Below are 22,990 nucleotides of genomic sequence, written 5' to 3'. Positions count from 1 at the left end.
AAGAGATGCAATAAAAATTATATCCACTTTTCAAATATGCTTTTCACCGAGCGCTTACGCTTACAACAATGTTATATCTCTCTTATTAGCAGGTAAATTCATCAATAAATACCCTGCTAATTCGGATCCTCTATGTTTTTTTTGTTTACAGGAGTATATTTAACAGCAATAGTACCTTCGTTTATTGGTTTGGTAAAATCAATACCAATTCTATAAGCTGTACCCCCTTGTCTTAAGCCTTTTACTGGTACTTGCTCATCCACAATTTTAATTTCACCACCCGTACTTGTAATTTCTGCTTTTACTTTTTGATTTTTTGTGGTTAAAATAACGGTGTTTGAATTGATGATTTCATATTTGGCAAAAGTCAATATTGCTGTACCAAAAGTTAGAGGCTTTGTAGCCGAAAATTGATCTTCAATGGTAATTGTTCCTGTACCTGATTTATTATTTACTATCGTACGGACAAGCTTTTTGATTTGCGGAATCTCATAAGCTTTGCTGATATCCATCACTGCTTTATCAATTTCCTTAGTAAATGTTGTTTCCGTGATTTTTCCTTCAAATTTTCGGCCGTTCGATTGTAATTTGCCATCAATACGAGGAAGAGGATGCCCCCAAGAGCTTCTTGCTGGGTTATCTTCAGAAAATGCACCAGCGGTATACGATGGCGCTCCTATATCACCGGTTATTAAGTCATTTCCTAAAAAAACAACATAAGTTCCCACATCGCTATGGTTATGATTTTCGGCGTTGTGCCCCGCTTTTACAGCAATTGAAAAAGGATTTTTCTGCTTTCCCCTTGAAATTACCATTCCAAAGTCATCGAAATAAGAATAATTAGGTAAATCTTGATTTGGTTTTGGAGCGTTTTTATTGATTGAAAATAGGGTCGGGTTATTCCATGCTATAAGATGTTCTACGGCTTCTTCAAACCTAAACTCTACAGGTTTTATAGCGCCATAGTGTGCAGCTGAAAGGGTAGCAGCAAAATTACTACCGCTATTAGAGAGTTGTGAGACCCCATCAGCAAAGGGAGCACAAGTACTATTCTGAATTTCAAATTTCTGAGGAAAATTACCTACATTTTTAAGTTTCTCAGGGTTTCCTCCGTCAAATAAGTTTATTTTACCATGGGTATAATCTGATAGTATTTGTGCCAGATACAAATAATGCCCAAATCCATAACCCCAATAGCCTGCCCCTTCCGAGCAATAACCATCTTGCCCAAAACCACTTAAATAGTATTTCATACTGTTTAAAGCAGAACCAACAATAGCAAGTCTTTCATTTGCATCAGTAGAATTGGCAATGGTAGAAAATACAGAACCACTTGTGCAAACCGCATTCCAGTTACTGGTGGCTTTTATCCATTTATTCAATTCGTTTTCGCCTTTTGCACTTGCTAAATATGATGCTGTAATTCTTTTATGTACAATTGATGATATATCGTTTCTTAACTTGGCAGGCAATTTATCTGCTAAAAGAATATTAGCCAACGTTAAAACCGACCCGAATTTCCGTGCACCTAAATCAATTGCAATGCTTTTGCCTTCTAAATTGCTGTTTGCCGAATCGTCATGGTTAGGATGCATCCACGATTTCATCGTCATAATAGCTTTACAATAAGTTTCTATTTGAGGTATGAAATTCCCTTTATTTTCAAGACATTCTGCCAATATAAAATACTCCAATCTCTCCATGGTATTGTAATATTTAGGTTTATACATCCCTCTATTGCCTTGTTTATTGGCTTCTCTATACACTTCATCAGAAATAGGGATCTCAGGAGTTTTTTGTATTACTGCATAAGCTTCCTTTAAGTATTCTTTTCCTGATGATGAATTTGCAATTTTGTTCCAATAATCCCTATCGCTATATGCTGGTGCAGGCATAAAGGTTTCCTGTGGCATAAATGGACGTAACATCTTTATTTGTTTAGCGGTTGGATAAATCTGATCGCCATTCGCTAATTTTAAGTAGGCAGTAATGTTTAATCCATCATCAGCTTTAGCAAAAGAGGTGTTTGAAATAAACAGAAAGATTAAAATTAATTTTAATATTGTTTTCATTTTTTTATTAATTATTCAGCTTTACCAGTAGTTCTCGACCAAACAAAACTTTCGCTTAATAAGGCATTATATTCTTTAGCTAGTCTGGTTTTCATATCTTCAAAAACTTCTTTATTTGCTTTTGAAACTTCAAATTTTTCTATTCTATCCATTTTTATATTGTATAATTCAAAATCGGTTAGTTTGGCATTTTTAACTAACTCCCAATTCCCACTATAAATATTTTCAAATTGAGGCAAGTACTTGTTCTCATTTTTTAGTCTTGCTAAAATTTTCCAATCGCCAAAACGCATGGCAACCATTTCTTGGTTTAAAGCATTGTAGAAACTCCAAATCAATGGTTTTTTACGATTGTAATTTCCCGTTTTTATTAATGAGCTAATAGACTCACCGTCTAATCCAACATTTGGTAGTTTTGCACCCGTTAATTCGCCAAATGTTGGGAAGAAATCAAGCGCAGAAACCACAGCATCGCTAGTGCCCTTAAAGTTTTGTTTGCCTTTCCAATAAATAATTGCAGGAACTCTAATACCCCCTTCGTTAGTCCAAAGTTTATGTCCTTTTAAATCGTCAGTTGAACCGTATGATCTAAATGACTTACTGGTTCTGTTTAAAGTTTCTGGGCCATTATCTGAAGTGAAAATGATAATGGTATTCTCTACTTTATTTTTCTCTAAATAGCTCATTAATCTACCCACAGCTCTGTCAGCATTTTCTACGCTTGCAAAAAATTGGGCTTGATTTTCGTTGATTGATTTTGGGAGATATTTTTGAACCAAATCTTTTGGAGAAGAAATAGATTCATGTGGTTCGTGAAAGCAAATTTGAAGGTAATACGGTTTTTTATCTGTTTTTTTATCTAACCAACCCAAAGCTTCATCCATAACAATTTGACAACTGAACCCTTTTATTTCTCCAACTGCTACGCCATTCCTCACAAAGTTTACGGGGTTTTCATGACTAGGAGTTGCATTATTTGCGGTAGCAAACCAATAATCGAACCCGAAATTGTTTGGTTGTGGTTGTGCAGCGCTATTAAATTTAGAATTGCAATGCCATTTTCCCATTATTGCAGTAGCATAACCTGCAGATTTTAACATTTCGGGGATGGTGTGTTCTGATTTTTGCATGTGTACTAAATCCCTACAATCCTCGCTTTTATTCACGCCCGATATGAAATCATAAACACCCGCTTTATTTGGATTTCTGCCCGTTAAATAACCCACTCTTGATGGTGAGCAAACAGGAGCAGCGGCGTAATAATTAGTTAGTTTTAATCCAGCAGAGGCTAACTTATCTATATTAGGTGTTTCAATAGTTGGATGACCGAAAGAACCTAAATCGCCATAGCCTAAGTCATCACATAAAATGAATATAATGTTAGGTTGTTTTTTTCTTGTGCAAAAGAAACAGCTACTACAAGCAGTAATGCAGTGAGTATGCTTAATTTTGTAATTGGATTTTTTGATATTTTTTTCATGGTATTAATACGCCTACACTATTTAAAATTAATGATTTCTTTCTCTTGATTTCTCATTATCCCAATTGAAATAATTTTGTTGTTATTGAATAATTCTATGAGTTGCTTATAGTTGTCAACAGTTTTGCCATTATATGTGGTAATCACATCGCCAGTTTTAAAGCCTGCTTGTTCTGCAGCAGCATGCACAGAAAGTTTTAATATTAACACACCGCTTATTGTTGCAAGGCCTGCTGCAGATTGTTCTGAAAGTGTTTCTACGTTTTTTACTCGAGCGCCCAACCACTCAAATGTTTTTTCAACGGTTACTTTTGTGTTAAAAACTAAATCGGGGATAATTGGAGTTTTTGCAATGGCTTTTAGTTTTTTAGATTTCACACCAAACTCCATTTGGAAGTTTTTGAATCCGATTTTTAGAGCTGGTGAATTTTCTTTTACTCTAAAATCTCCATTTTTAGCATCAATAAAATTAGGGTTGCCTACTAGCGAATGCGCATCCGTTGAATTGGCTTTAAATTTTTCTAAATCGATGATATTGGAAGTGAAAAGATTAGAATCTATCAATGTGCCCCATTTCCCATTCTCGGCAATTGTTTTGTTCATTACTGCTGGTTTGTAAGCTCCAAAAACAATGTTGTTTTTAAACACATCACCACTTTCTGCATACCAAACATGTGGATGCAGTGAATTATTGATAATGACATTATTATAAGCCATACGGTCATATCCTTCACGAAGTTTTAAACCGCCATTCAATAAAACGTTATTGTAAATTTTATACCATGTAGAACCATCATCTAAATCTATATCCCAGCCATGGTCGCAACGGAAACGGCTATTTCTGATGGTGTTAAAATCTAAAATATCTAACTTAGGCAAGTTTGGATGTTTAACAACTTCTTTAACAGTTTGGTTAATGTCCGGAGTCCAAAATCGGTCTCTTCCCCAAGAGTTAAAACTACCATGATCGCCAGTTTCTAATACGGTATTAAACACATCGCAATACTCAATTATATGACCACCAAAAGTTCCCTCGCTAATATTTATTCCCGCTCTCGGAACATCGTAAATTGAACAATGGCTGGCTGTAATTTTATGCGACATAGAGATTTGTATGGGAGCGGTTTGTCTTTCATAGCGGCCAGTTTTGGTAATTAAACAATCTTCTACCAAACAATCCTCTGGGTAATCATTTCCTTTAGGACCTGGGGTGAGGTCAATTTTATCGAAATCTTGTTTTCCGTATCTAAATAATGGGCTACGTACCATATCTGGGTTACCAACAAAAGCAACTCCATTAGCACCACTTTCGTGGATATAACAGCTTTTAATAGTTATTTTTCGATTGTAATTATTTACGAAAATGCTGTTACCGCCCACTTGGTCAAATTCACAATTAATGATACTGCAATTTTCTGCACCATTAAAAAAAACGGCTCCACCACGGTAAGTTGTCCAATCGCTACGTAAAAGCGGTTCTTTATTTAGCATAAAGGTCGGACTAGCATGTCTGAATACGAAACCTTGAAAGCTTACATGTTTTACAGGCTGCTTTTGGTTTCCGTTAAACACTAATAAATGTTTTAAACGTACAATTTCAACGGTTGCTTTTGCTAAATCAACTTTAGCTAGGGGATAGTAATAAAGTGTTTTCTCTTTTTTATTGTAGAACCACTCGCCGGGTGCATCTAATTCTTCGAAGACATTTTCTATCATTCTGTAGCGTGGGTGCATGGCAGATGGACGGTTATTTTGCCAACCTCCCTCTAAAATTAAACTACCATCAGTGTTTTTACCTTTTACCAACCAGTGCATATCTCCCCATAAAGCCTGATGCATAGCATGTAAATATGCACCTTCTGGATTTTTCCACGATTTTATTCTGTTCAAATCTAAAGGGTCATTTTTAGGATCTGCGGTTTTTCCATGATCTAAATCCCAAGTATCAAAAACATTTTTACCTTCAATGGCATTAGGAAAACGAGCCATTCTTTGGTTTTGGCCATTGATGTAAAGCTGTGAAATGTCTTGTTCACCAGTTATTTGGGCCGTATAAATTCCGTTTTTATAGGGTTTCCATCTTAAGTTAAGCAAAGTGCCTCCGCTTATGATCGCTTTCCCTTCGTTTAAAGCTTTATAAATAACTGGGTTTTCTGCAGTTCCAGAATTGTTACTATTCAATACAAAAGTATTGGGCAAATAATAAATGCCATCGTTTAAAATGATGTTTACTTCTGCTTTTCCGCTAAAAGCATTTGCCAGTTCTTTTGCTCTATCTAATGTCTTTAAAGGATTTTCCTTTGTTCCTTTCGCAGTATCGTTTCCTTTCGGCGATACGTAAAATTCCTTTACAGGAGCTTTAAACGAACTTAGCGATAGATAAAGTGCGAAGACTGATAATCGAATTAAATTGGTCATCCTTTTAAGTCTATTTGTGTTCGACATGAGTTTCAGTTTTTTCTCTCATTAAATATGATGGGAATTTTGCCGCTGGAGTACCATACTCGTAGCGTAAAATACTTTGGTTTCCACTATCTGGAAGTAATGGAACAAATAAGCCATTTGTGCTGCTTAATTCTTTAAACAGTTCATGATTCATTTCAGCAGCAATTGCTAAGTGGTCCTTATCTCTAATTAAATTGATGATTTCATTTGGATCGTTTTTTAAATCATATAATTCATCGGTATCCCACAACCCCGTATATCTAATGTACTTATACCTATCGCCACGTATGGCATGTACTGTAGGGGTTTGCGGGAAATTGCGTTCCCAATAATATTCATAGAGCAATCCTTTTCTCCAATCTTTCTTTTCACCCTTTAATAGTGGCAAAAAGCTGCTTCCATTCATATAGTTTGGTGCTTTTAAGCCTGCAGCTTCTAAAAGAGTAGATGCAATATCAATATTCGCTACAACCTCTGGAACTACGGTATTTGGTTTAATAATTTCTGGACAATAGGCTAACATGGGCACTCTCATCGAAGCTTCGTAAGCAGTTCTTTTATCAATTAAACCATGCTCTCCATATTGGAAACCATTATCGCCCATATAAATGATTAATGTAGATTCTAAAAGATTGTTTTTCTTTAGATAATCCATCACTCTTGCAACAGACTGATCTACACCATACAAGGTTTCTGCATAGGTTTTATAAATTTCGCCAATATCAGCAGTGCTATGAAAAGGAAATTCTACACCATGCCATGAATTGCGCTGATTTTGCAACCACATAGGTGCTCCTTGATGTACGCCAATAGTCATGCTTAGAGGAGGTTTGAAGCTAAAATTATCTGCTAAATGTTTATCTTCTTCTCTGGGAATACACTCGGCATGAACAGCTTTATGTGATAAGTACAGCATAAATGGTTTTTTAGTATTTCTGGTGTTCAGAAAATCTAAAGCATAATCCGTAAGTTCATCTGTGATGTAGCCTTTTTGTGCTACATGTTTGCCATTTACGTTTAAACCATTGGCTTCGGGTAAATAAGAACCTTGTCCTTTAAAAGAAACCCAATAATCAAAACCTTTTTGCGGATCGTCAAATTCGCCACCCATGTGCCACTTGCCTATCATAGCAGTTTGGTAGCCCACTTTTTGTAAATATTGAGGGAAAAAAATCAAGTCTTTAGACACCGCATGTTGGTTATCAACTACTTTATGCAAATGCGCATATAATCCGGTAAGAATAGATGCCCGAGAAGGAGAGCATAGTGAAGTTGTTACAAAAGCATTGGGCAAATAGGCGCCTTCTTTGGCCATTAAATCAAGCGTTGGTGTTTTTATAAAATCTTGCGCTTTTAAAAAACCTAGTGCATCGTACCGTTGGTCATCCACCAAAATAAAAACAATGTTTCTTGGCTTTGAGTTGTCATTTTTTTTGAGTTTTAAACTTCCTTTATCTTGCCTAATCAATTGTGTTTGAGTAAAGCCATTAGTCGAAAAAAAAATCAACGTTAAGAGATAAAATAATTTATTTTTTTTAAACATGATATTTTTTTAAAAATTATTTATTTTAATGAATTGCTTTTTTTCGTCAACGATAGGAGCGGTAGCTCCCGATTTTTCACCGCGACTACAGCGGATAGCCTGTTACCTTACCCGCCGCAAGCAAAAAACGGCCATATTTCATTGACTAATTTTTTGAATAACAATTTTTGCAACCAATGATTCTTTAAAATCTTCCAGATATTTTACCCATGCGTTGTTATTGGTAAAAGTGCTTTGCCGGTTCCAAGTTGCACCAGAGTAATAAGTAATTGCTCCTTGTTCATCGGTTTTTGCAAATGTTAGAAGTTGCCCTTTAATTTCTGCCATTTTTTGAACTGCAGAAGGGAATAGGCATGATAAGGCAGTAACACCATCTGGGCCATGTTGTGGTTCCCAATAGCTCATAATTCCATTTTGTTCGTTAAAATATTTTACACCAGGTTCCGGGCGGCCAATAATACCTGCCACCACTGGTAAATTTTTAACATTGCTCCCCGAATAATTTACCTCAATCTTGTTTAACCAATCTCCAGCATCTAATGAGAATGTTTTGGTAACTTTAACTTTCTGATCACCAACTTGCCATTCGTTATAAAATAATTGGAATGAAGTACGTAGTGGCCCATTATCTAATACTTTATATTCTACATAGTTTTTAGAGTAATAAATAGAATCGTTTAAATAGGGCATCATATTACCGGCCCCCAGGGTGAAACCTACATGGTAATAATCCATCCCATCTCCATGGTCTATATGGTAATCACCTCTTTTGTACCTTTCGTTCAAAATCAGTCTGTCAGTACGCTTAACCCATACATCCATTCCATAAGCGTTGTCTTTGGGCGTAGTTTCTAGTGCTTTTCCGTACATACGATATGCTATCTTATCGTTTTCCCATGCAAAATCGTCTAATCTTTCTGGTACGTATCTACCATAGGTTTTACTAGCAAATTTTTCTCTTTGCCCGGTAGTAATTAAAATGTTTTTATTTTGATAAGAATTTAAAGAAATCTGAATCAATAGATTTACTACATTTGAAGTGCCCTTTTTTTCTAGTTGAAAAGGGATTTGCATTTTTGTGTCCGATTCAATCACAATCAACTTAGCAGTGTCAATTTTGTTTATTGTTTTCCATGGAACTTCAATAACCTTATCAAAATAAGTTAAGCTGCTAGGATTGCTAATTTGTAAAGTAGTAGTGGTTTGTGCATTAGCAGTTAAAAGATTCCCTGCACACAAAATGAGTAAAAAGAAGTTCGAAAATCTCATAATTTGGTTTCCTTAATTTTTATTCTAAGCTATCGTTTCGGTTTTTTTTTGGATAGAATAGGAAAGGTTATATTCAGCTAAATAACTAATAAAATATTTAAAAACCAACAACTAATTATAGATCCAAACGATTTGATACGATATTTGAAGCTTTCAATTGTCGTATCTATTGCCTTTAATCATTTTAACACTTTATATAAAAAAATTATTTGGTTAACGTGTTGTGCGATTAAAAAAAGAGTATATAATGAATAAAAAGGTTGTGCATAATAGTGCAAATCTGTATTTTAAAGAGGGGTTACGACTAAGTAATTCCTCTCTATGCACAACCTTTCGACCAATTTTAATCAATTCTTAGAAATAACCAAATCTGTTTTTAAATCCACTATCAATAAGGATAATGACTTTATATTTTATCTTGGAAAGTCTAAACTATCTGATTGTGAGCTTATTGCCTTGGTTTTAACCGCTGAATCTTTAGGTATTGACTCAGAAAATTACTTGTTTGGGAAACTTAAAAGCGATTATTCATCTGAATTTCCACAGTTAATACATCGTTGCAATTTTAACCGGGAGAAGAAAAGTAATCTTTCCCTGGTTGCAGCAGCTCAATGACACCTGGCCAGACAAATGAATGAAGGTGAAAATGTATTTATTGTGGATTCTATTCCTGTTCCAATCTGTAAAATCGTTCGGGAAAAATCCTCAAAGATAGGCAGGGAAAACTTCGATAAAGCTCCTGATAAAGGATATACCTGACCTCATCTTACGATAGTCTTGCAGGCGAACAGCTGCCAGCAAGACTATCCCGCGGCAATTATTCAGCAAGTATCTTCTGTTGTTAATGGTAAACCGGTCCTAAGCGTTGTCAATGTACTGTTGCTTCTTGTCCTGTTCATTCCGTATACCTCATATAAATTGATAGCTGAGTTGTCACCAATACAGGCAGCGGTTATACCATTGCACCCACAACAATTGCAACCATTGGTGGTAGTAAGTACAACAGTAGCAACTATTGGCACAACCATTATAGGTGGAAAGATAACTTCTTTAATCATGAGTAACCCTGGCGGATAACTACCCATAATATATCAGGTACCCCATTGATGGCTATTTCACTTATCAGCTACTAATGGATGGGGCAAAAATAGAATTAGAGTTAGGCGAAAAACCCAACTCAAATTGGTGAACTACTCCTTAGGCTTTAAGTAACCTAAAGATTGTAAAAATAGATCAGCGAAATTAACAGTGCTGGTATAGTTTTCTTTACTGGTTGATTGGTTAAAAAAGCCATGTTCGGCATTAGGGTATAAATGTAATTCGCATCGGCTACCTATTTTTTCCATCACCAATTTATAATATTCCATAGCCACAGTTGGGATATGTTTATCCTTAGTCCCTAAAAATATAATGGTTGGTGGCGCTCCTTTTTTAATGTTATGTAGTGGAGAAAAGCTTTTATAAGCGTCACCAATTCTTTCATAACCATAACCTGCTGGTCCATTGTCAATAACGGGATTAAAAAGAACCAAGGCATCAGGTTTGCAACTGATCGTTAAATCATCTGTTTTTTCGTTATAATCATCAATTAAAGCAGTTGCAGCAGCCAAATGCCCACCGGCAGAACCACCCGATCCGATGATTTTATCGGGGTCAATCCCAAATTTAACTGCGTTTTTACGAATATAACGCATGGCTGATTTTGCATCTTTTACACATTCAAAAGGAGTGGTTTTATTTTTATTTTTTGTTCGATAATCAACCAGAAAACACACCAATCCTCTTTCCGAAAAATATTTTGCTTGATCTAAAAACTGGGAGGTAGTGCCACCAACCCATCCTCCACCAAAAAAGAAGACCATGGCAGGCTTCGGTTTTGAAGCATCAGCGTGTTTTGGGTAATAAATATCGATAAATAATTTTGTGGTATCTATTTGTTTGTAAAGTACCTTTTCTTGAGCGAAGCCATTAGATATGCCTAATGTGATGCTCAAAAAAAAGATGTAGAGAAATGTTTGTTTCATAAATTTAGTTTAAAATTTCTTTTACCTGGTTCCACTCCAAACCAATGTGACATTTTTTGTTTTACTTCTGGAGTACTACGACCATCTATAATATATTTTTTAATAAAGCTTTTAGTTCCGTTACTTTTTGTGGATTTGAAGCTTCCAGATTTTTGGTTTCTGAAGGGTCGCTTTATATATTGTATAATTGGATGCAAAGTAAGCCTGCTTCTAGTTTGCTCCCCAGGTATTGGATCGCTCCAGCCGCCAGAACCTGGGCAAATTTATAGCATCCAGTCGCCTTTTCTGATAGAGAAACTACCATCAATAGAATGGTGAACAAACTGTCCTCACCTTCATTGTCTGCCAATTTATAATTGGCGACAGCGGCAGCAGGTGCAAAAAAATCGGTTGTGCAAATTACTTCACCATTTAAGCTTCCTTTTTTAATTTTTGCGGGCCATTTTGGGTTGGTAATTGAATTGAAATTTTCAATAAAAATAGGTAAAAATTCAAGATTAAATATCATTGCTGTCCGATAAAAATTAAACTTAATGAAAATAAGCCTTTTTAATAGGTTTGCATGCAGTTTTTGCTCTTTATTGGAAAAAGAACCCCTACCCATCAAAAATAGATGCTTGCATTGCCGGTTTATTAGTGTTTTTTCTGCGCCATTCTATCTCTTTTTCTCGATCAGATCGGTCATTGTGATGCAATGAATGGATCTTCTCATTTACCGCATAGATCTGTTCCATACCATCTTGTTTCTAAACTCAACAAACAGGGAGGCATCGAAAGGGGTTTCATTGCCGAAACTTGAATAGCCAAGGAAGTATTGCATATACATATTTTCACTGATCTGGCTGCGGTTTCCCTGTCATCAAGATTGCACATATGCTTTATGTTTATCGAACCATTAACAACCCTTGGGCTAATAGGAGGCCTTCCGTTGCTGCTCAAACCAACATGTTTGGTGTAAATATTACAGATCTCAACCCAGGGAATCTTCCCTGCCAGTACAACCCAACGGTTATCTGAACTCAGCTTTCGAGAAAAGGGAGTATCAAAACCTGCTAGCGTTAATTGTGAGGGGCTAACAAAACCAGGGGCTGATGCAGGCCTATTTACCTTTTTTTTATCTTTCCCTGCACTATCTATCCCTAAAATCCGAATAACTAACTGACTATCAAAATGATTTTACTTTTTCAACAGAACCTAGTAGTTTGGTTTTTCAAAAGGGGTAGCTAGAGCTGCCGCTTTGTGGTATCTATTCATTCAAGAATTAGAATTTGGGGTTGCTTTTAGGATATTACTTCTCCTAAGTTACCCTTTAAGTCTTCTTCTGATTTGTTTTTGGACTGTTCTTCCAACAATAGTGCTTTCAAACGGTCTTCTCTTTCGATCATATCCGCCAGACTGGTTTCGCCGAGAATCTTCAGTGTAGCATCCCTCACGTCTATCATTACATCGCGAATCCCGCAATATATTTCACTGGTACATTCGTCACATTTTTCGTAAAAGTTCAAACTCACACAAGGCACAGGGCAATAGGACCATCAATGATCCGAATAATGGCAGCAAGTTTAATATCTTCTGCCTTTTTCATCAGGTAATAACCACCTCCTGCACCTTTTTTACTGGCCAAAAAACCATTGCGCTTCATCTCTAAAAGTATTGCCTCTAAAAACTTCTTTGGAAGTTGTTCATTTGTGGCAATAGATGAAATGAGCATGGGAGCATTACCTTTATTCCTTGCTAAAGCCATTAAGGCCTTTACTGCATATTTGGTTTTTTTGTTAGCAAAATAAATGGTATGTAAAGTCTGTGTCAAAGATAATATTTAATTATTAGCAACGTGCAAACTCTATAGATATTATAGAAAGACTACAACAATGCGGAAAGGATATAATATCCAGCAATCATGAGAAACAGAATAGCGATGATATAAGACAGCATATAGAGGAATGTCCGAAAGACCGATTTTTTATTCTTATTATCGATTAAAACACTTGTGATGGCATCGAGCTGTTTTACTTTTTCCGTAAAATCTCCTTTTAAGCCATTGCGGATGCGTTGCATATTGTTAAGCAGATCTTCCATTTCATCCGGAATGGTCTCATTCAGCATCTCTTTAATTCGCTTTGCAATAGTAGGCGACTTACCATTTGTCGATATGGCAATTTTGAGATTCCCTTTTTGAACAACCGACCCTAAATAGAAATCGCAAATCGCAGGTTGATCCGCTACGTTTGTGAGCACCTTGCGCTCTTTGCAAGCAGCGGCAATCTTAGAGCTGATCTGGCCATCATTTATAGCAACAATTGCCAGGTCAACATCTTCCAGATCCCTCACCTCAAAATCCCGTTCTTCAAAAGGAATGTTATGCTCCTTTAAAACGGCATGCACATCATTACTGATTATGCCCGCCACTAGTTTTATTTTAGCATCCGGACTGTTAATCAGTAAAGTAGCTAACTTTTCTAATGCCACATACCCTCCACCTACAAGAAGCAGATTGAGGGTATGTAATTTGACAAATATTGGAAACAGCGGATTCTTTGCTGGAGTTTCAACCATATTTTAAGCTGTTTGGAGCGTTCTGTAATCTTTCAGCTGTTGGTTAAATAAACTAGACTGCTGAAAGTAATAGGTAGCAAAGTCCTTACCCGGTTCTTGTTGATTCATTTGATAAACCAACTCATTGAAACTGGAAGGAAGGGTAATTTTGCTGGTATCAACAAAAGTAGTATCAAAATCTCTTATAATTCCAGCTTGCGTATTTGTCTTCACTCCTTCTGATACCAACAGTGCCTTAGCTGAGTTGACAAAACCAGTATAGGAATGATAAATGGAATCTGCATATTCACCAGCTTCCAATGCCTCATCAGCCCACTGAATTCGTTCCTCTGCTTCATAAAGTAAAGTGGCAACCAGGTCAATCATTACACTGGCACATTCACCCACTCCAATTGCAGTAACGTAGGGCTCGGTATGTTCCCAGTCAATGAAATCATCCGGAGTAATATCTTCAGGTTTCGCCAAAGGATTCAGCAGGTCATAGAAATAAATCTTTCCTTGTCTGATGTAATAGTCATTGTACAACTCACCTTCCTGACTATTATCAAAATAATCGTCCAGGATAGCACGCAGCACCTGCGGACCTCTTTTGCTAGGAATTTTAATAATCTTTTCAGAAGCAACACCTGCGCCGTCGCCAGTAGATCCTCCACCCAGTAACACCTGTAAAGCAGGAGCAACGAGTTTGCCAATCTTCATACTGGAGCCATGAAAACCTATAGCTGCCAGGGCATGTTGACCGCAAGCATTGATGCAACCACTTATTTTAATGGTAATATCTTTATTATAAATAAGTTCAGGATATTCGGCTGTCATCACCTTTTCCAGCTCTCGTGTAATGCCGGTACTGTTTGAAATACCAAGATTACAAGTGTCTGTTCCAGGGCATGAGGTAATGTCAAGCACACTGCCAAAACCAGGTTCAGCTAAATAAAGCTCATCCAGTTTTTGAAATAAGTAAGGCAGGTTTTCTTCCTTCACATAGCGAAGTAAGATGCCCTGTGTATTCGTCAGGCGGATATCATCAGCTGCAGTATCACGAACTATTTCTGCCAGTTTACGTGCTATAGGCGTTTTAATATCCCCGTTTTGAACACGGATTCCAACGGAAACATAACCTTCTTGTTTCTGAGGGAAGATATTCGTCTTTCTCCATTGCTCATATTTAACCGGATTAAGAAGCTCTATAGCCGGCTGAATGACAGAAGCCGGTAAAGTGAAATCGAAATCGCGACTTATTTTGAATGTTTTGTTCTTTAATGCCAAACGCTCTTTCTCTGCCAATTCAAGAAAGGCCTTTTTGCCCATTTCCTGGATCAGATACTTTAAGCGGGCTTTATTTCGTTTCGCGCGTTCACCATGACGGTCGAACACACGGATCACAGATTCTGCAAAAGGAATGATGAGATCTTCGTGCATGAAGTCAGTCACGAATTCTGAAATATGTGGCTGAGATCCTAAACCTCCTCCCAGATATACTTTAAACCCACGTACTTCAACGCCATTTTCGATCTTTACCTTAGGAATAAAACCGATATCATGCATATAGGCATAAGCCGTGTCTGATTCAGAAGAAGAAAAGGACATCTTGAACTTTCTTCCCATATCCTGACAGATCGGGTTTCTAAGAAAATACTCAAATGTAGCCTGTGCATACGGAGTAACATCAAAAGCTTCATCCGGATCTACACCTGCTTCTGGAGATGCCGTTACATTACGGACGGTATTTCCACAAGCCTCACGCAGAGTTACGGAGTCTTTTTCCAGTTCGGCCCATAACTCAGGAGTGCGCTCTAAACTCACATAGTGGAGTTGTATATCCTGACGGGTAGTAATGTGTAAATTTCCTGTTGCGTATTCATCGGATACATCAGAAATACGATAAAGCTGTTGAATACTCAGTTTTCCATAAGGAAGTTTGATCCGGATCATCTGTACCCCTGGTTGTCTTTGGCCGTAAACGCCTCTTGCCAACCTTAAGCTCCGGAACTTCTCTCCATCTAATTGACCGTCTCTAAATAACCTTATCTTCTTCTCCAGGTCAATTATATCTTTCTGTACCAGCGGATTCTCTAGCTCTGTTCTAAAACCTTGCATTCTCTATAGAGTTAATGTTATAACCAAAAATAGCAATTCCTGCCCGGTATCTAAAATATTTTTCCCTCTCATATCGTTTGACTAATGTAAATTTACCTTAGCAAGTGAATTCGCTATTCATCTATAATAAACTTAAACTCCCCCAATATGACTGAAATTAATATTCCCCGTCTTGATCTGAATGATTATGTGCATGGATCTGATGAGCAGAAAGCTGCCTTTTCTGATCAGATCGGTCAGGCTTTTACAGAAACAGGTTTTGTGACTATTGCCAATCACGGCATGACAAAGGAACTTATGGACGAGCTTTACGTGGAGGTGAAAAAGTTTTTCAGTCTGCCTGATGAAGTAAAACGCAAATATGAAATCCCTGAACTTGCCGGTCAGCGTGGTTATACCGGCAAGGGAAAAGAAAAGGCGAAAGGAGCTCCGGTGCCGGATTTAAAAGAATTCTGGCAAAGGGGACAAACGGTTACAGATGGTGATCCGGTTAAAGCGCAGTATCCGGACAATGTGGAGGTAGAAGAATTGCCCCGTTTTAATGTGGTAACCCGGGAAGTATACGAATGCCTGGAGCGTGCCGGAAAGCATTTGCTGAAAGCGATAGCCGTTTACCTGGGTCTGGATGAAAATTATTTCGACACCAAAGTGCATAACGGTAACTCCATTTTGCGTGGAATTCATTATTTCCCAATTCTGGATCCTGATGCTTTAGCTCCTGATGCGGTGCGTGCAGGTGCTCATGAAGATATTAATTTAATTACCTTATTAATTGGCGCCAGTGCGGATGGGTTGGAAGTGCTTACGCGCAATGACGTCTGGTATCCGGTGAAAACTCAGGTAGAAGATATTGTGGTTAATGTGGGGGATATGTTGCAAAGGCTTACCAACAACAAGCTAAAATCGACTACCCATCGTGTAGTGAACCCGCCACGTGAATTGATGAAAGCATCGCGGTTTTCAGTGCCATTTTTTCTTCATCCTAAACTAGAGGTAGATCTTAGCTGTCTGGATGTTTGTATTGACGCTGCGCATCCAAAAGCGTATAGTGATATGACTGCAGGGGAATACCTGGATGAAAGGCTCAGGGAAATCGGATTAAAAATGTAACTATCCACAGACAGTGACGTAACTGCGATAGGTCAGCTTCGCTGCTTGACCCTTCGTTGTTCGTTGGTGCTGGCTTGGCGGTTCGTGTCTGAAGCCGAAAGTAAGGGACAAGCAAGCGTTATATAAGGGTGATGTTGCCTTCATGGCTCTATGTTGGTTATGTTAGATAGCGTTTAAAGAGCGCTCAGTAATTTCTTTTGAAAGTATTAATGCTTGTAAATTATTGAGCTAACGTATACCTGATGTTCGTAATCGCTGATCCTCCAGCAGTATACCCAACTTCATCCGGATCATCGTAAGATATTACTTCAACTACGGTAAATGACTTTTTAGCTTTCAGTGCAAAGATGCGTGCCAACCCTGGGTTGTAAACGGTTAATGGTTGAATCTCTCCGGAGGTGCCGTCATATTGATAATTTCCATAAATGACTGTATAATTTACATTTTCACCTTGTATGTTGGGGGTGAGTTCAAAACCAAATTCTGTACAGGGTTTTGACAGTACAAAGGTAAAGGAGCCATTATCTGTGGAATTGAACAATACTTCAGGGTTTTTCTTTTCCACATAAGGTGGGATGTTCCATTCGGAACTCCAGCCAAGGGGAGTCGGTTTGTTGGCCTTAAGCTTTTGCATGCAAATTCTTTCCTCATCCCTGTCGAAAAAAGCCACAGAGAAACTTTTAGTGCCGATCTGATGGTAAAAATATCCTGCTTTTAGTTTTGAAATATCCAGCAGGCAAGTTTCCTTCAGGTAATCAGGATTTAGGAATTCGATCCACGTGTGTTCTCCTGTACTTCCGTCCCCTGTATCGTCTGGTACAAGAGGGTAATTTATAGGAGGTAAATTTAAGTGGATGGTTAAAGTGTCATTATGGGTTCCTGTACCTAATGGGATGGTGTAGATTGAAGTTTGAGCCAGATCATCTTTCTCCGGAACGACATCTGTAAAGGTTTCTTTTTTAGAACAGCTGGATAGGGTTGTGGCAATTAAGGCCACCAATAAAAAATTGTGGGAAGATTTTTTCATACGTATCATGCTTTAAGATCTTTGATGACTACTCAGCTAGCGTGTACCTGATGTTTGCTATTGCAGATCCTCCTGGGGTATAGTTCTCTGCATTTGCATATTCACCCCAGTGAAGGGTCACTGTAGTAAAAGGCCTTGTTGATTTTATTGCAAATAAACGTGCTCCAGAAGGGCTAAAGGTTGTTAATGCGGAAATTTTGCCGGAACTGTAGTCCCAGTTTCCATTTCCATAAAAGCCTATGAAATTTGTGTTTTTATTTTTAATGTTGGGGGCAAGCTCAAAACCAAATTCTGTACAGGGTTTTGATAACACAATAAGAAATTCTCCACGGAAATCAGGATTGAACAAAATATCGGGGTGTTCCTTTTCTACAAAGGGGGGCCTGTTCCAATGGCAGTTCCAGCCATAAGTGGATGCACTTCCCTTTAGTTTTTGAAAGCTGAGTTCTTCGTCAAAACGAGTAAATAAGGAAAGGTAAAAGTCTTCTGTGCCTATTTGGTGATAAAAACTTCCAGGTATAAGTTTTGATATATCTACTAGCTTGGTTGCCTTAATATATTCAGCTGATGGAACGGATATCAGAGTAAAGATTCTGGTTGTTCCAATTAATGGTTTTGCTGTCAATTTTGGAACTTTCAGCGGGCTTAAACCGAGTTTTATTAATGAAGTTTCATTGAAATTTACTGATCCTAATGGTACAGCATACTCAAGAATAGTACTCTTGTTTGTGACGAGGTTTGCCAGGTCTTCGTTTTTTGAACAGCTTGATGATAAGGCAGTAATGATAACGAGGAACAACGATTTAATGTCAAATTTTCCCATAGAGTGATTTGATTTAAAACCTTAAATTAGGTTAAATCGATCAGTTAGGTACTCAGATTATCACATTGTATATTCGCATGTATACTAATGTGAAATTGATTGTTTTGTCGTTGTGAGTCAAGATGTTTGCAAATTTATAGCTAAAAAACAGCTAATATGGATAGCTGAATATTGCAGCTATAAACGCATCATGAGAAATAGTGAGAAAATTAAAATTGCTCAGTTTCTGCTGATAAAACTTGGATTTTTTTTAACTATTCATTTCTTTTTTGACCGCTTCTTCAAACTCTTCGGGGTGTTGTGTCCCGATCAAATATTCCAAACCATCCCTGTCTATCAGTGATAAAGCTTCTTTACCTCCTGCATAGAAGCGGATCTTTCCTTTGGAGTGAAGATTGTATACCGGATTGTTGACGATGTAATGGCTGTATTTTGTGCGGGCAACTTTTACAATACTATTCAGGTCAATTTTAACCAGGCGGGTTGTCCAGAGACCATCAATAATGATACTTTTATTTTTGATAGTGGTTCGGTAGTGTACCATAAAAAGCATCAAAACAGAACCAACCAGAATACCTGCTCCTACCATAAGCAGCAGTTCGGCGGTATTTTGTTTTTGAGCGCTCAAGTAATAGGCCCCGAAACAGAAAAGTGCCATAGTGATCCGAATGCTGATCCTATTAAAGTCTCTGCCTAAATATTGTTTTTCTGTAAAGGTTGCCTGGTTGATCATTTATTTAAAATTTCTATAATGAAAATATCCTGCGTCTGGATTGTTACCTTGTATCTATCGTCAGAACGGTAACCTGCAACCCAGATAATGTCGCCATTACCGTTTTGCAGTATCCCTGTTTCTTGTTTCTCAAAGCGATTCAGTTTTTGATTGGTAAAATAATCGCTGATCTTCTTTTTCCCTTTCATCCCTAAGGGGATAAAATAGTCGCCTATATTCCATAGACGTAATTTAAGGGGGAAATGTAACAATTCGGCGTCTAAATATGCGATTTTATTATTGCCTTTATAGGGAAAAGATAAAAAATCTACATGCGAAATAGAAAACTCTTGTCCCATCCAGGAGAATGATGTCATGTCGGGCGTAATGATTACTTCCGTTTGCAGGATCTTTGACTTTTGCTTTAAAATAAGTAAAGACCTGTCCAGTAATAAGGTATGACTGCTCGATTCAAATGTTTTCCCGGATTGGCTGTCCCACACATTTGTCAGATCGCGCAGACTGGTTTCATTAAAGTGATAGGGTTTAAAAAGTTCATAAAGAAGAAAATCCTGTGGTATTAATGGTTTTAAATCGGCAATCTGAATTTCTATCGTATCGAAAGAGATCTGTTTGAATAGGGAAGACCGAAGCTTTTGTATCTGCAGGTGCAGAAAAGTCTCGAGGTCGGCAAAACGTTTACTATTTTCCTGAAAGGTATTGTCGAGGTCTTTGTTAAGCAGCTTTAATTGCGGGATCACATCCAGGCGGATCTTATTCCGTTTATATTTCACGGAGGCATTGGAGGCGTCTTCCCTGTATTGGATGGATTGAGCTGCAATGATGGAGCTGATTTCTTCGCTGTGCAAGAATAAAAGGGGACGGAGAATTCGGTTTCTTTTTGGCAGGATACCATGCAAGCCTGAAATCCCTGTTCCCCGAACAAGATTAAGCAAAACAGTTTCTGTAGCATCACTTTTATGCTGCGCTACCGCAAGATACTGATAGTCGTTGGCTTTCCTGATATTTTCAAACCAGGCATAGCGTAAGTCACGTGCTGCCATCTCGATGGAGATATGGTGTTGCTGTGCATAAGCTGTGGTTTGGAACTTAATGGTATAAAAAGGGATGTTAAGCTTGGTGGCAAGATCTTTGGTAAAAACTTCGTCTTCATCGGATTCTTTATCCCTGAGGCTGAAGTTACAATGTGCGATACCGAAATTAAATCCTGCTTCGTGAAACAGGTGAGCTAGTAGCACAGAGTCTTTTCCACCACTTACACCTACCAGTATTTTATCCGAAGGGTCGAATAGTTTATTTTGTTGTATAAAAGCAATAAACCTTTCTGTTGGGAGCATAGGCAAAAATATTTAAATATCTGTAAATAATGCTTAAAGGATACATATGAATTACATGCGTAAATAAACTAATTTTGTAGGGTGAAAAAATTGCTTTCCCTTTTTATACTTTTTTTAAGCGTTTACGATCTATCCGCACAACGGAGAAGTCAGATTCAGTTAACGAGTTCTACCGAGATAAAAGCGGTAGATGGGGGTAATGGTCAGTTTGCCAGGGTTATCAATCCTGTATTTGTACACGATGGCTCTACGCTGAGGGCGGATAGTTCAGACTATAATCAGGCCGGCAATGCTTTTGATGCCTATGGACATGTGGTGATTACTCAACCCGATGGGACAACAATATATTCGGATGTACTGAATTATAATGGATTAACGAAGATTGCTATTCTGACCAATAATGTGAGGATGATTGATAAATCGGCAGTTTTAACTACAAATCACCTCACGTATAGGATGGCCAGTAAATATGGTACCTATATTGGAGGGGGAAAGATTGAAAATGGAAAGGATGTTTTAACTAGTCAGAATGGCTATTATTTTGCTACTAATCATGATGCTTTTTTTAGGTTTGACGTGGTAGTGAATACTCCCGATGCGTTAATTAAAACCGATACGCTTAAATACAATACGGAATCAAAAATTGCTAAATTCTTTGGACCTACGACCATCAATGGTAAGGGAGCGAATGTAGCCTCGAAATTATATACAGAGAACGGCAGGTACAATACAGTTACCGATCAGGCTTGGTTTGGTAAGAAAAACTTATACACAGAGGGTTCAAAATCATTGAAGGGCGATAGCCTTTATTACGATGGGAAAGCCGGTATGGGGAAAGCGATTAACAATATCACGTTTTTAGATACGGTGCAAAAGGTGATCCTGAAAGGGAACCAGGGGATTTACAGAAAGTCTGATGAAAGTGCCTTGGTGACTAAGAATGCTTATGTGGTGATGCAGGTGGACAAGGATTCTTTGTCTGTGGATTCTATTTATATGACAGCAGATACTTTGATGACTAAGCTGATCCGTATGGGTGATTTGATACCAGCTAATCCGGAAACGTTGAAATCTGATGAGGAAATTAGTGACGATCCGTTAGGGGAGAGTGGTGAAGATCAGGGTATTGCGGTCCCTAAAAGGGTAGCTCCTGTAGAGGCAGTGGTAGCTGTGCAGGATAAGGATAAAAAATCGTCCAAAAAGAAGAAATCTTCCAAACGGAATAAGGATTCTGAACAGGTGAAAGATGTGCCTCCGGCTGTGGATAGTACAAAAACAGAAATTCCTATAAATGAATTAGGAGCGCTGGTTATCCCGAAAAAGGCTTCAAAGGCGGACAGTTTAAAGGCAGATTCCTTGTCCGGGAAAAAAGGTACTCTGGCTATCCCTAAAAAAACAGCTTTGCTGAAGAAGGACTCTGTGTTGCTTAGTAAAGATGCATCAATACTATCGAAGGACTCCTTATTGGCCAAGAAAGGTGGGTCGCTAAAAGTGGATTCCTTGAAGCGTGATCGTACAGGTAAGGTGATACCTGCCGTTGTTAAGAAAATTGAATTGGTTCCTTTTAATCCAATGGATACCGTTCTAACGAGGGTGATACATGCTTATCATAAAGTGAAGATCTTTAAATCTGATCTTCAATCGCGCTCTGACTCTACGTTTTATAGTTATGCCGATTCCATCATCAGGTGTTATATTAATCCAATTATCTGGACCCAGGGGACACAGCTTACTGCAGATACTATATTTCTAAGGTTAAAAAATCAGAAGCTTGACAATATGCTGCTTCAAAATAATGGTCTTATTGTGAGTGCAGAAGGTGATTCAACTAAGTTTAACCAGGTAAAAGGTAAAGTGCTGACGGGTGTTTTTAAAGACAGTAAGTTGGAAAGCATGTTTGTGGATGGGAACGCGGAGAGTATCTATTATACGCTGGAAGATAGTGTTTATACCGGTTTTAACCGGTCGTTAAGTAGCAGAATGAGGCTTGAATTTGCAGATAGTAAGTTGAAGCGGGTATTGCTGGTGCGCAAACCTGAAGGTAAGTATTACCCAATAGAGAAGGCCCCAAAGGATATGGAGATTCTGGATGGCTTTATTTGGAAGCCGAAAGATCGTCCGAAATCTAAGGAAGAAATAATTCCTACATTAAGAAAGAAAAAAACATCGGTAAGTGCTAAAGCTGTTGCGACTAAAGCTAAGAGTGGTAATGTGGTTAAAAAGCCTGTAGCGATTAATGGGGCTAATTTAATAGCGCCACTTGTTAAGGAAATTACTGGTCAGAAGATTCCTGCTGTTACAGATTCTGCTATTTTAAAGGTTCCTGCTTTAATAGATTCAAACGTGTTAAAGATTCCTGATTCAACGGTTCTAAAAAAGGTCTCTGCCATAAAAGATTCAACGGTTAAAGCTGCTGCAAAGGGGCTTTAACCGTTGATATGTTTGAAGCTGCTTTTTTGATGCAAGTTCTGCAT

21 protein-coding genes are annotated in these 22,990 nt (G+C 37.9%); 4 read left to right on the top strand and 17 right to left on the bottom strand.

Annotation, left to right across the window (positions count from 1 at the left end; translation table 11 throughout):
• Positions 1-116 precede the first annotated feature (116 nt).
• The 5 genes from ADIARSV_RS19400 to ADIARSV_RS19380 form a co-directional block, all read right to left on the bottom strand.
• Positions 117-2,072 (bottom strand): heparinase II/III family protein, encoded by a 1,956-nt coding sequence (locus tag ADIARSV_RS19400; protein WP_016197383.1) that lies wholly within the window; start codon positions 2,070-2,072, stop codon positions 117-119.
• An 11-nt stretch (positions 2,073-2,083) separates the two neighbouring features.
• Positions 2,084-3,448 (bottom strand): sulfatase-like hydrolase/transferase, encoded by a 1,365-nt coding sequence (locus ADIARSV_RS19395; RefSeq protein ID WP_262482262.1) that lies wholly within the window; start codon positions 3,446-3,448, stop codon positions 2,084-2,086.
• Positions 3,449-3,570: 122 nt separating this feature from the next.
• Positions 3,571-5,970: a PDZ domain-containing protein gene (locus tag ADIARSV_RS19390; protein WP_016197380.1), complete on the bottom strand. Its 2,400-nt coding sequence runs from the start codon at positions 5,968-5,970 to the stop codon at positions 3,571-3,573.
• Between the two features lie 10 nt (positions 5,971-5,980).
• Positions 5,981-7,540, bottom strand: coding sequence for a sulfatase family protein (locus ADIARSV_RS19385; protein WP_016197379.1), 1,560 nt, complete (start codon positions 7,538-7,540; stop codon positions 5,981-5,983).
• Between the two features lie 138 nt (positions 7,541-7,678).
• Positions 7,679-8,809, bottom strand: a complete 1,131-nt coding sequence (locus ADIARSV_RS19380) for a DUF4861 family protein (RefSeq protein ID WP_016197378.1) — start codon at positions 8,807-8,809, stop codon at positions 7,679-7,681.
• Positions 8,810-9,130: 321 nt separating this feature from the next.
• Between ADIARSV_RS19380 and ADIARSV_RS19375 the strand changes: the two genes are divergently transcribed.
• Together ADIARSV_RS19375 and ADIARSV_RS19370 are read left to right on the top strand one after the other, a co-directional pair.
• Positions 9,131-9,424 carry a hypothetical protein gene (locus tag ADIARSV_RS19375; protein WP_016197377.1) on the top strand — a complete coding sequence of 98 codons (294 nt, stop codon included), beginning with the start codon at positions 9,131-9,133 and terminating at the stop codon, positions 9,422-9,424.
• A gap of 162 nt (positions 9,425-9,586) precedes the next feature.
• The gene (locus ADIARSV_RS19370) at positions 9,587-9,886 is read left to right on the top strand and encodes a hypothetical protein (RefSeq protein WP_040300716.1); all 300 of its coding nucleotides are present in this window, start codon (positions 9,587-9,589) and stop codon (positions 9,884-9,886) included.
• A gap of 113 nt (positions 9,887-9,999) precedes the next feature.
• Here the strand turns inward: ADIARSV_RS19370 and ADIARSV_RS19365 are convergent, their stop codons facing one another.
• From ADIARSV_RS19365 to ADIARSV_RS19340, 8 genes are all read right to left on the bottom strand, one after another.
• Complete coding sequence (locus tag ADIARSV_RS19365) at positions 10,000-10,833, bottom strand: alpha/beta hydrolase (protein ID WP_016197374.1); 834 nt, start codon at positions 10,831-10,833, stop codon at positions 10,000-10,002.
• Positions 10,834-11,005: 172 nt separating this feature from the next.
• Positions 11,006-11,341: a hypothetical protein gene (locus tag ADIARSV_RS19355; RefSeq protein WP_016197373.1), complete on the bottom strand. Its 336-nt coding sequence runs from the start codon at positions 11,339-11,341 to the stop codon at positions 11,006-11,008.
• Positions 11,342-11,429: 88 nt separating this feature from the next.
• Positions 11,430-11,567 (bottom strand): hypothetical protein, encoded by a 138-nt coding sequence (locus ADIARSV_RS22010; protein WP_016197372.1) that lies wholly within the window; start codon positions 11,565-11,567, stop codon positions 11,430-11,432.
• Positions 11,546-11,671 (bottom strand): transposase, encoded by a 126-nt coding sequence (locus tag ADIARSV_RS23275; RefSeq protein WP_394331158.1) that lies wholly within the window; start codon positions 11,669-11,671, stop codon positions 11,546-11,548. The genes ADIARSV_RS22010 and ADIARSV_RS23275 overlap by 22 nt, the downstream gene beginning before the upstream one ends.
• Positions 11,672-12,113: 442 nt before the next feature.
• Positions 12,114-12,275 (bottom strand): hypothetical protein, encoded by a 162-nt coding sequence (locus ADIARSV_RS23095; protein ID WP_016197371.1) that lies wholly within the window; start codon positions 12,273-12,275, stop codon positions 12,114-12,116.
• A gap of 65 nt (positions 12,276-12,340) precedes the next feature.
• Positions 12,341-12,643, bottom strand: a complete 303-nt coding sequence (locus tag ADIARSV_RS23090) for an RrF2 family transcriptional regulator (protein ID WP_016197370.1) — start codon at positions 12,641-12,643, stop codon at positions 12,341-12,343.
• A gap of 53 nt (positions 12,644-12,696) precedes the next feature.
• Complete coding sequence (locus ADIARSV_RS19345) at positions 12,697-13,389, bottom strand: precorrin-2 dehydrogenase/sirohydrochlorin ferrochelatase family protein (protein WP_016197369.1); 693 nt, start codon at positions 13,387-13,389, stop codon at positions 12,697-12,699.
• 3 nt (positions 13,390-13,392) lie between these two features.
• A complete protein-coding gene (locus tag ADIARSV_RS19340; protein ID WP_016197368.1) occupies positions 13,393-15,486 on the bottom strand; it encodes a HEPN domain-containing protein in 2,094 nt (697 codons plus the stop codon).
• 147 nt (positions 15,487-15,633) lie between these two features.
• Here ADIARSV_RS19340 and ADIARSV_RS19335 point away from each other — a divergent pair, with 147 nt between their 5' ends.
• Positions 15,634-16,596: an isopenicillin N synthase family dioxygenase gene (locus ADIARSV_RS19335; protein ID WP_016197367.1), complete on the top strand. Its 963-nt coding sequence runs from the start codon at positions 15,634-15,636 to the stop codon at positions 16,594-16,596.
• Between the two features lie 220 nt (positions 16,597-16,816).
• Here the strand turns inward: ADIARSV_RS19335 and ADIARSV_RS19330 are convergent, their stop codons facing one another.
• The 4 genes from ADIARSV_RS19330 to tilS form a co-directional block, all read right to left on the bottom strand.
• Entirely contained in the window at positions 16,817-17,623 is an 807-nt protein-coding gene (locus tag ADIARSV_RS19330; protein WP_016197366.1) for a hypothetical protein, read from the bottom strand.
• 28 nt (positions 17,624-17,651) lie between these two features.
• Positions 17,652-18,446 carry a hypothetical protein gene (locus ADIARSV_RS19325; RefSeq protein ID WP_016197365.1) on the bottom strand — a complete coding sequence of 265 codons (795 nt, stop codon included), beginning with the start codon at positions 18,444-18,446 and terminating at the stop codon, positions 17,652-17,654.
• A 250-nt stretch (positions 18,447-18,696) separates the two neighbouring features.
• Positions 18,697-19,179 (bottom strand): hypothetical protein, encoded by a 483-nt coding sequence (locus ADIARSV_RS19320; RefSeq protein ID WP_016197364.1) that lies wholly within the window; start codon positions 19,177-19,179, stop codon positions 18,697-18,699.
• Positions 19,176-20,516 carry a tRNA lysidine(34) synthetase TilS gene (gene tilS / locus ADIARSV_RS19315; RefSeq protein WP_016197363.1) on the bottom strand — a complete coding sequence of 447 codons (1,341 nt, stop codon included), beginning with the start codon at positions 20,514-20,516 and terminating at the stop codon, positions 19,176-19,178. The genes ADIARSV_RS19320 and tilS overlap by 4 nt, the downstream gene beginning before the upstream one ends.
• An 81-nt stretch (positions 20,517-20,597) precedes the next feature.
• Between tilS and ADIARSV_RS19310 the strand changes: the two genes are divergently transcribed.
• On the top strand, positions 20,598-22,946 hold the full coding sequence (locus ADIARSV_RS19310; protein WP_052017060.1) for an OstA-like protein: 2,349 nt from the start codon (positions 20,598-20,600) through the stop codon (positions 22,944-22,946).
• The last annotated feature ends 44 nt before the right edge of the window (positions 22,947-22,990 follow it).

The organism is Arcticibacter svalbardensis MN12-7, assembly GCF_000403135.1.
GTDB lineage: Bacteria > Bacteroidota > Bacteroidia > Sphingobacteriales > Sphingobacteriaceae > Arcticibacter > Arcticibacter svalbardensis.
The sequence above is the reverse complement of the archived record's forward strand: the minus strand, read 5'-3'. Positions and strand labels throughout refer to the sequence as shown.

Bases quoted from the DNA above. Each gene is read 5' to 3' on its own strand.
- ADIARSV_RS19375 (WP_016197377.1), top strand. From the start codon at position 9,131: ATGCACAACCTTTCGACCAATTTTAATCAATTCTTAGAAATAACCAAA.
- ADIARSV_RS19325 (WP_016197365.1), bottom strand. From the start codon at position 18,446: ATGGGAAAATTTGACATTAAATCGTTGTTCCTCGTTATCATTACTGCC.
- ADIARSV_RS19390 (WP_016197380.1), bottom strand. From the start codon at position 5,970: ATGACCAATTTAATTCGATTATCAGTCTTCGCACTTTATCTATCGCTA.
- tilS (WP_016197363.1), bottom strand. From the start codon at position 20,516: ATGCTCCCAACAGAAAGGTTTATTGCTTTTATACAACAAAATAAACTA.
- ADIARSV_RS22010 (WP_016197372.1), bottom strand. From the start codon at position 11,567: ATGGAACAGATCTATGCGGTAAATGAGAAGATCCATTCATTGCATCAC.
- ADIARSV_RS19330 (WP_016197366.1), bottom strand. From the start codon at position 17,623: ATGAAAAAATCTTCCCACAATTTTTTATTGGTGGCCTTAATTGCCACA.
- ADIARSV_RS19335 (WP_016197367.1), top strand. From the start codon at position 15,634: ATGACTGAAATTAATATTCCCCGTCTTGATCTGAATGATTATGTGCAT.
- ADIARSV_RS23095 (WP_016197371.1), bottom strand. From the start codon at position 12,275: ATGATAGACGTGAGGGATGCTACACTGAAGATTCTCGGCGAAACCAGT.
- ADIARSV_RS19380 (WP_016197378.1), bottom strand. From the start codon at position 8,809: ATGAGATTTTCGAACTTCTTTTTACTCATTTTGTGTGCAGGGAATCTT.
- ADIARSV_RS19340 (WP_016197368.1), bottom strand. From the start codon at position 15,486: ATGCAAGGTTTTAGAACAGAGCTAGAGAATCCGCTGGTACAGAAAGAT.
- ADIARSV_RS19365 (WP_016197374.1), bottom strand. From the start codon at position 10,833: ATGAAACAAACATTTCTCTACATCTTTTTTTTGAGCATCACATTAGGC.
- ADIARSV_RS19320 (WP_016197364.1), bottom strand. From the start codon at position 19,179: ATGATCAACCAGGCAACCTTTACAGAAAAACAATATTTAGGCAGAGAC.
- ADIARSV_RS19345 (WP_016197369.1), bottom strand. From the start codon at position 13,389: ATGGTTGAAACTCCAGCAAAGAATCCGCTGTTTCCAATATTTGTCAAA.
- ADIARSV_RS19355 (WP_016197373.1), bottom strand. From the start codon at position 11,341: ATGATATTTAATCTTGAATTTTTACCTATTTTTATTGAAAATTTCAAT.
- ADIARSV_RS19400 (WP_016197383.1), bottom strand. From the start codon at position 2,072: ATGAAAACAATATTAAAATTAATTTTAATCTTTCTGTTTATTTCAAAC.
- ADIARSV_RS19385 (WP_016197379.1), bottom strand. From the start codon at position 7,540: ATGTTTAAAAAAAATAAATTATTTTATCTCTTAACGTTGATTTTTTTT.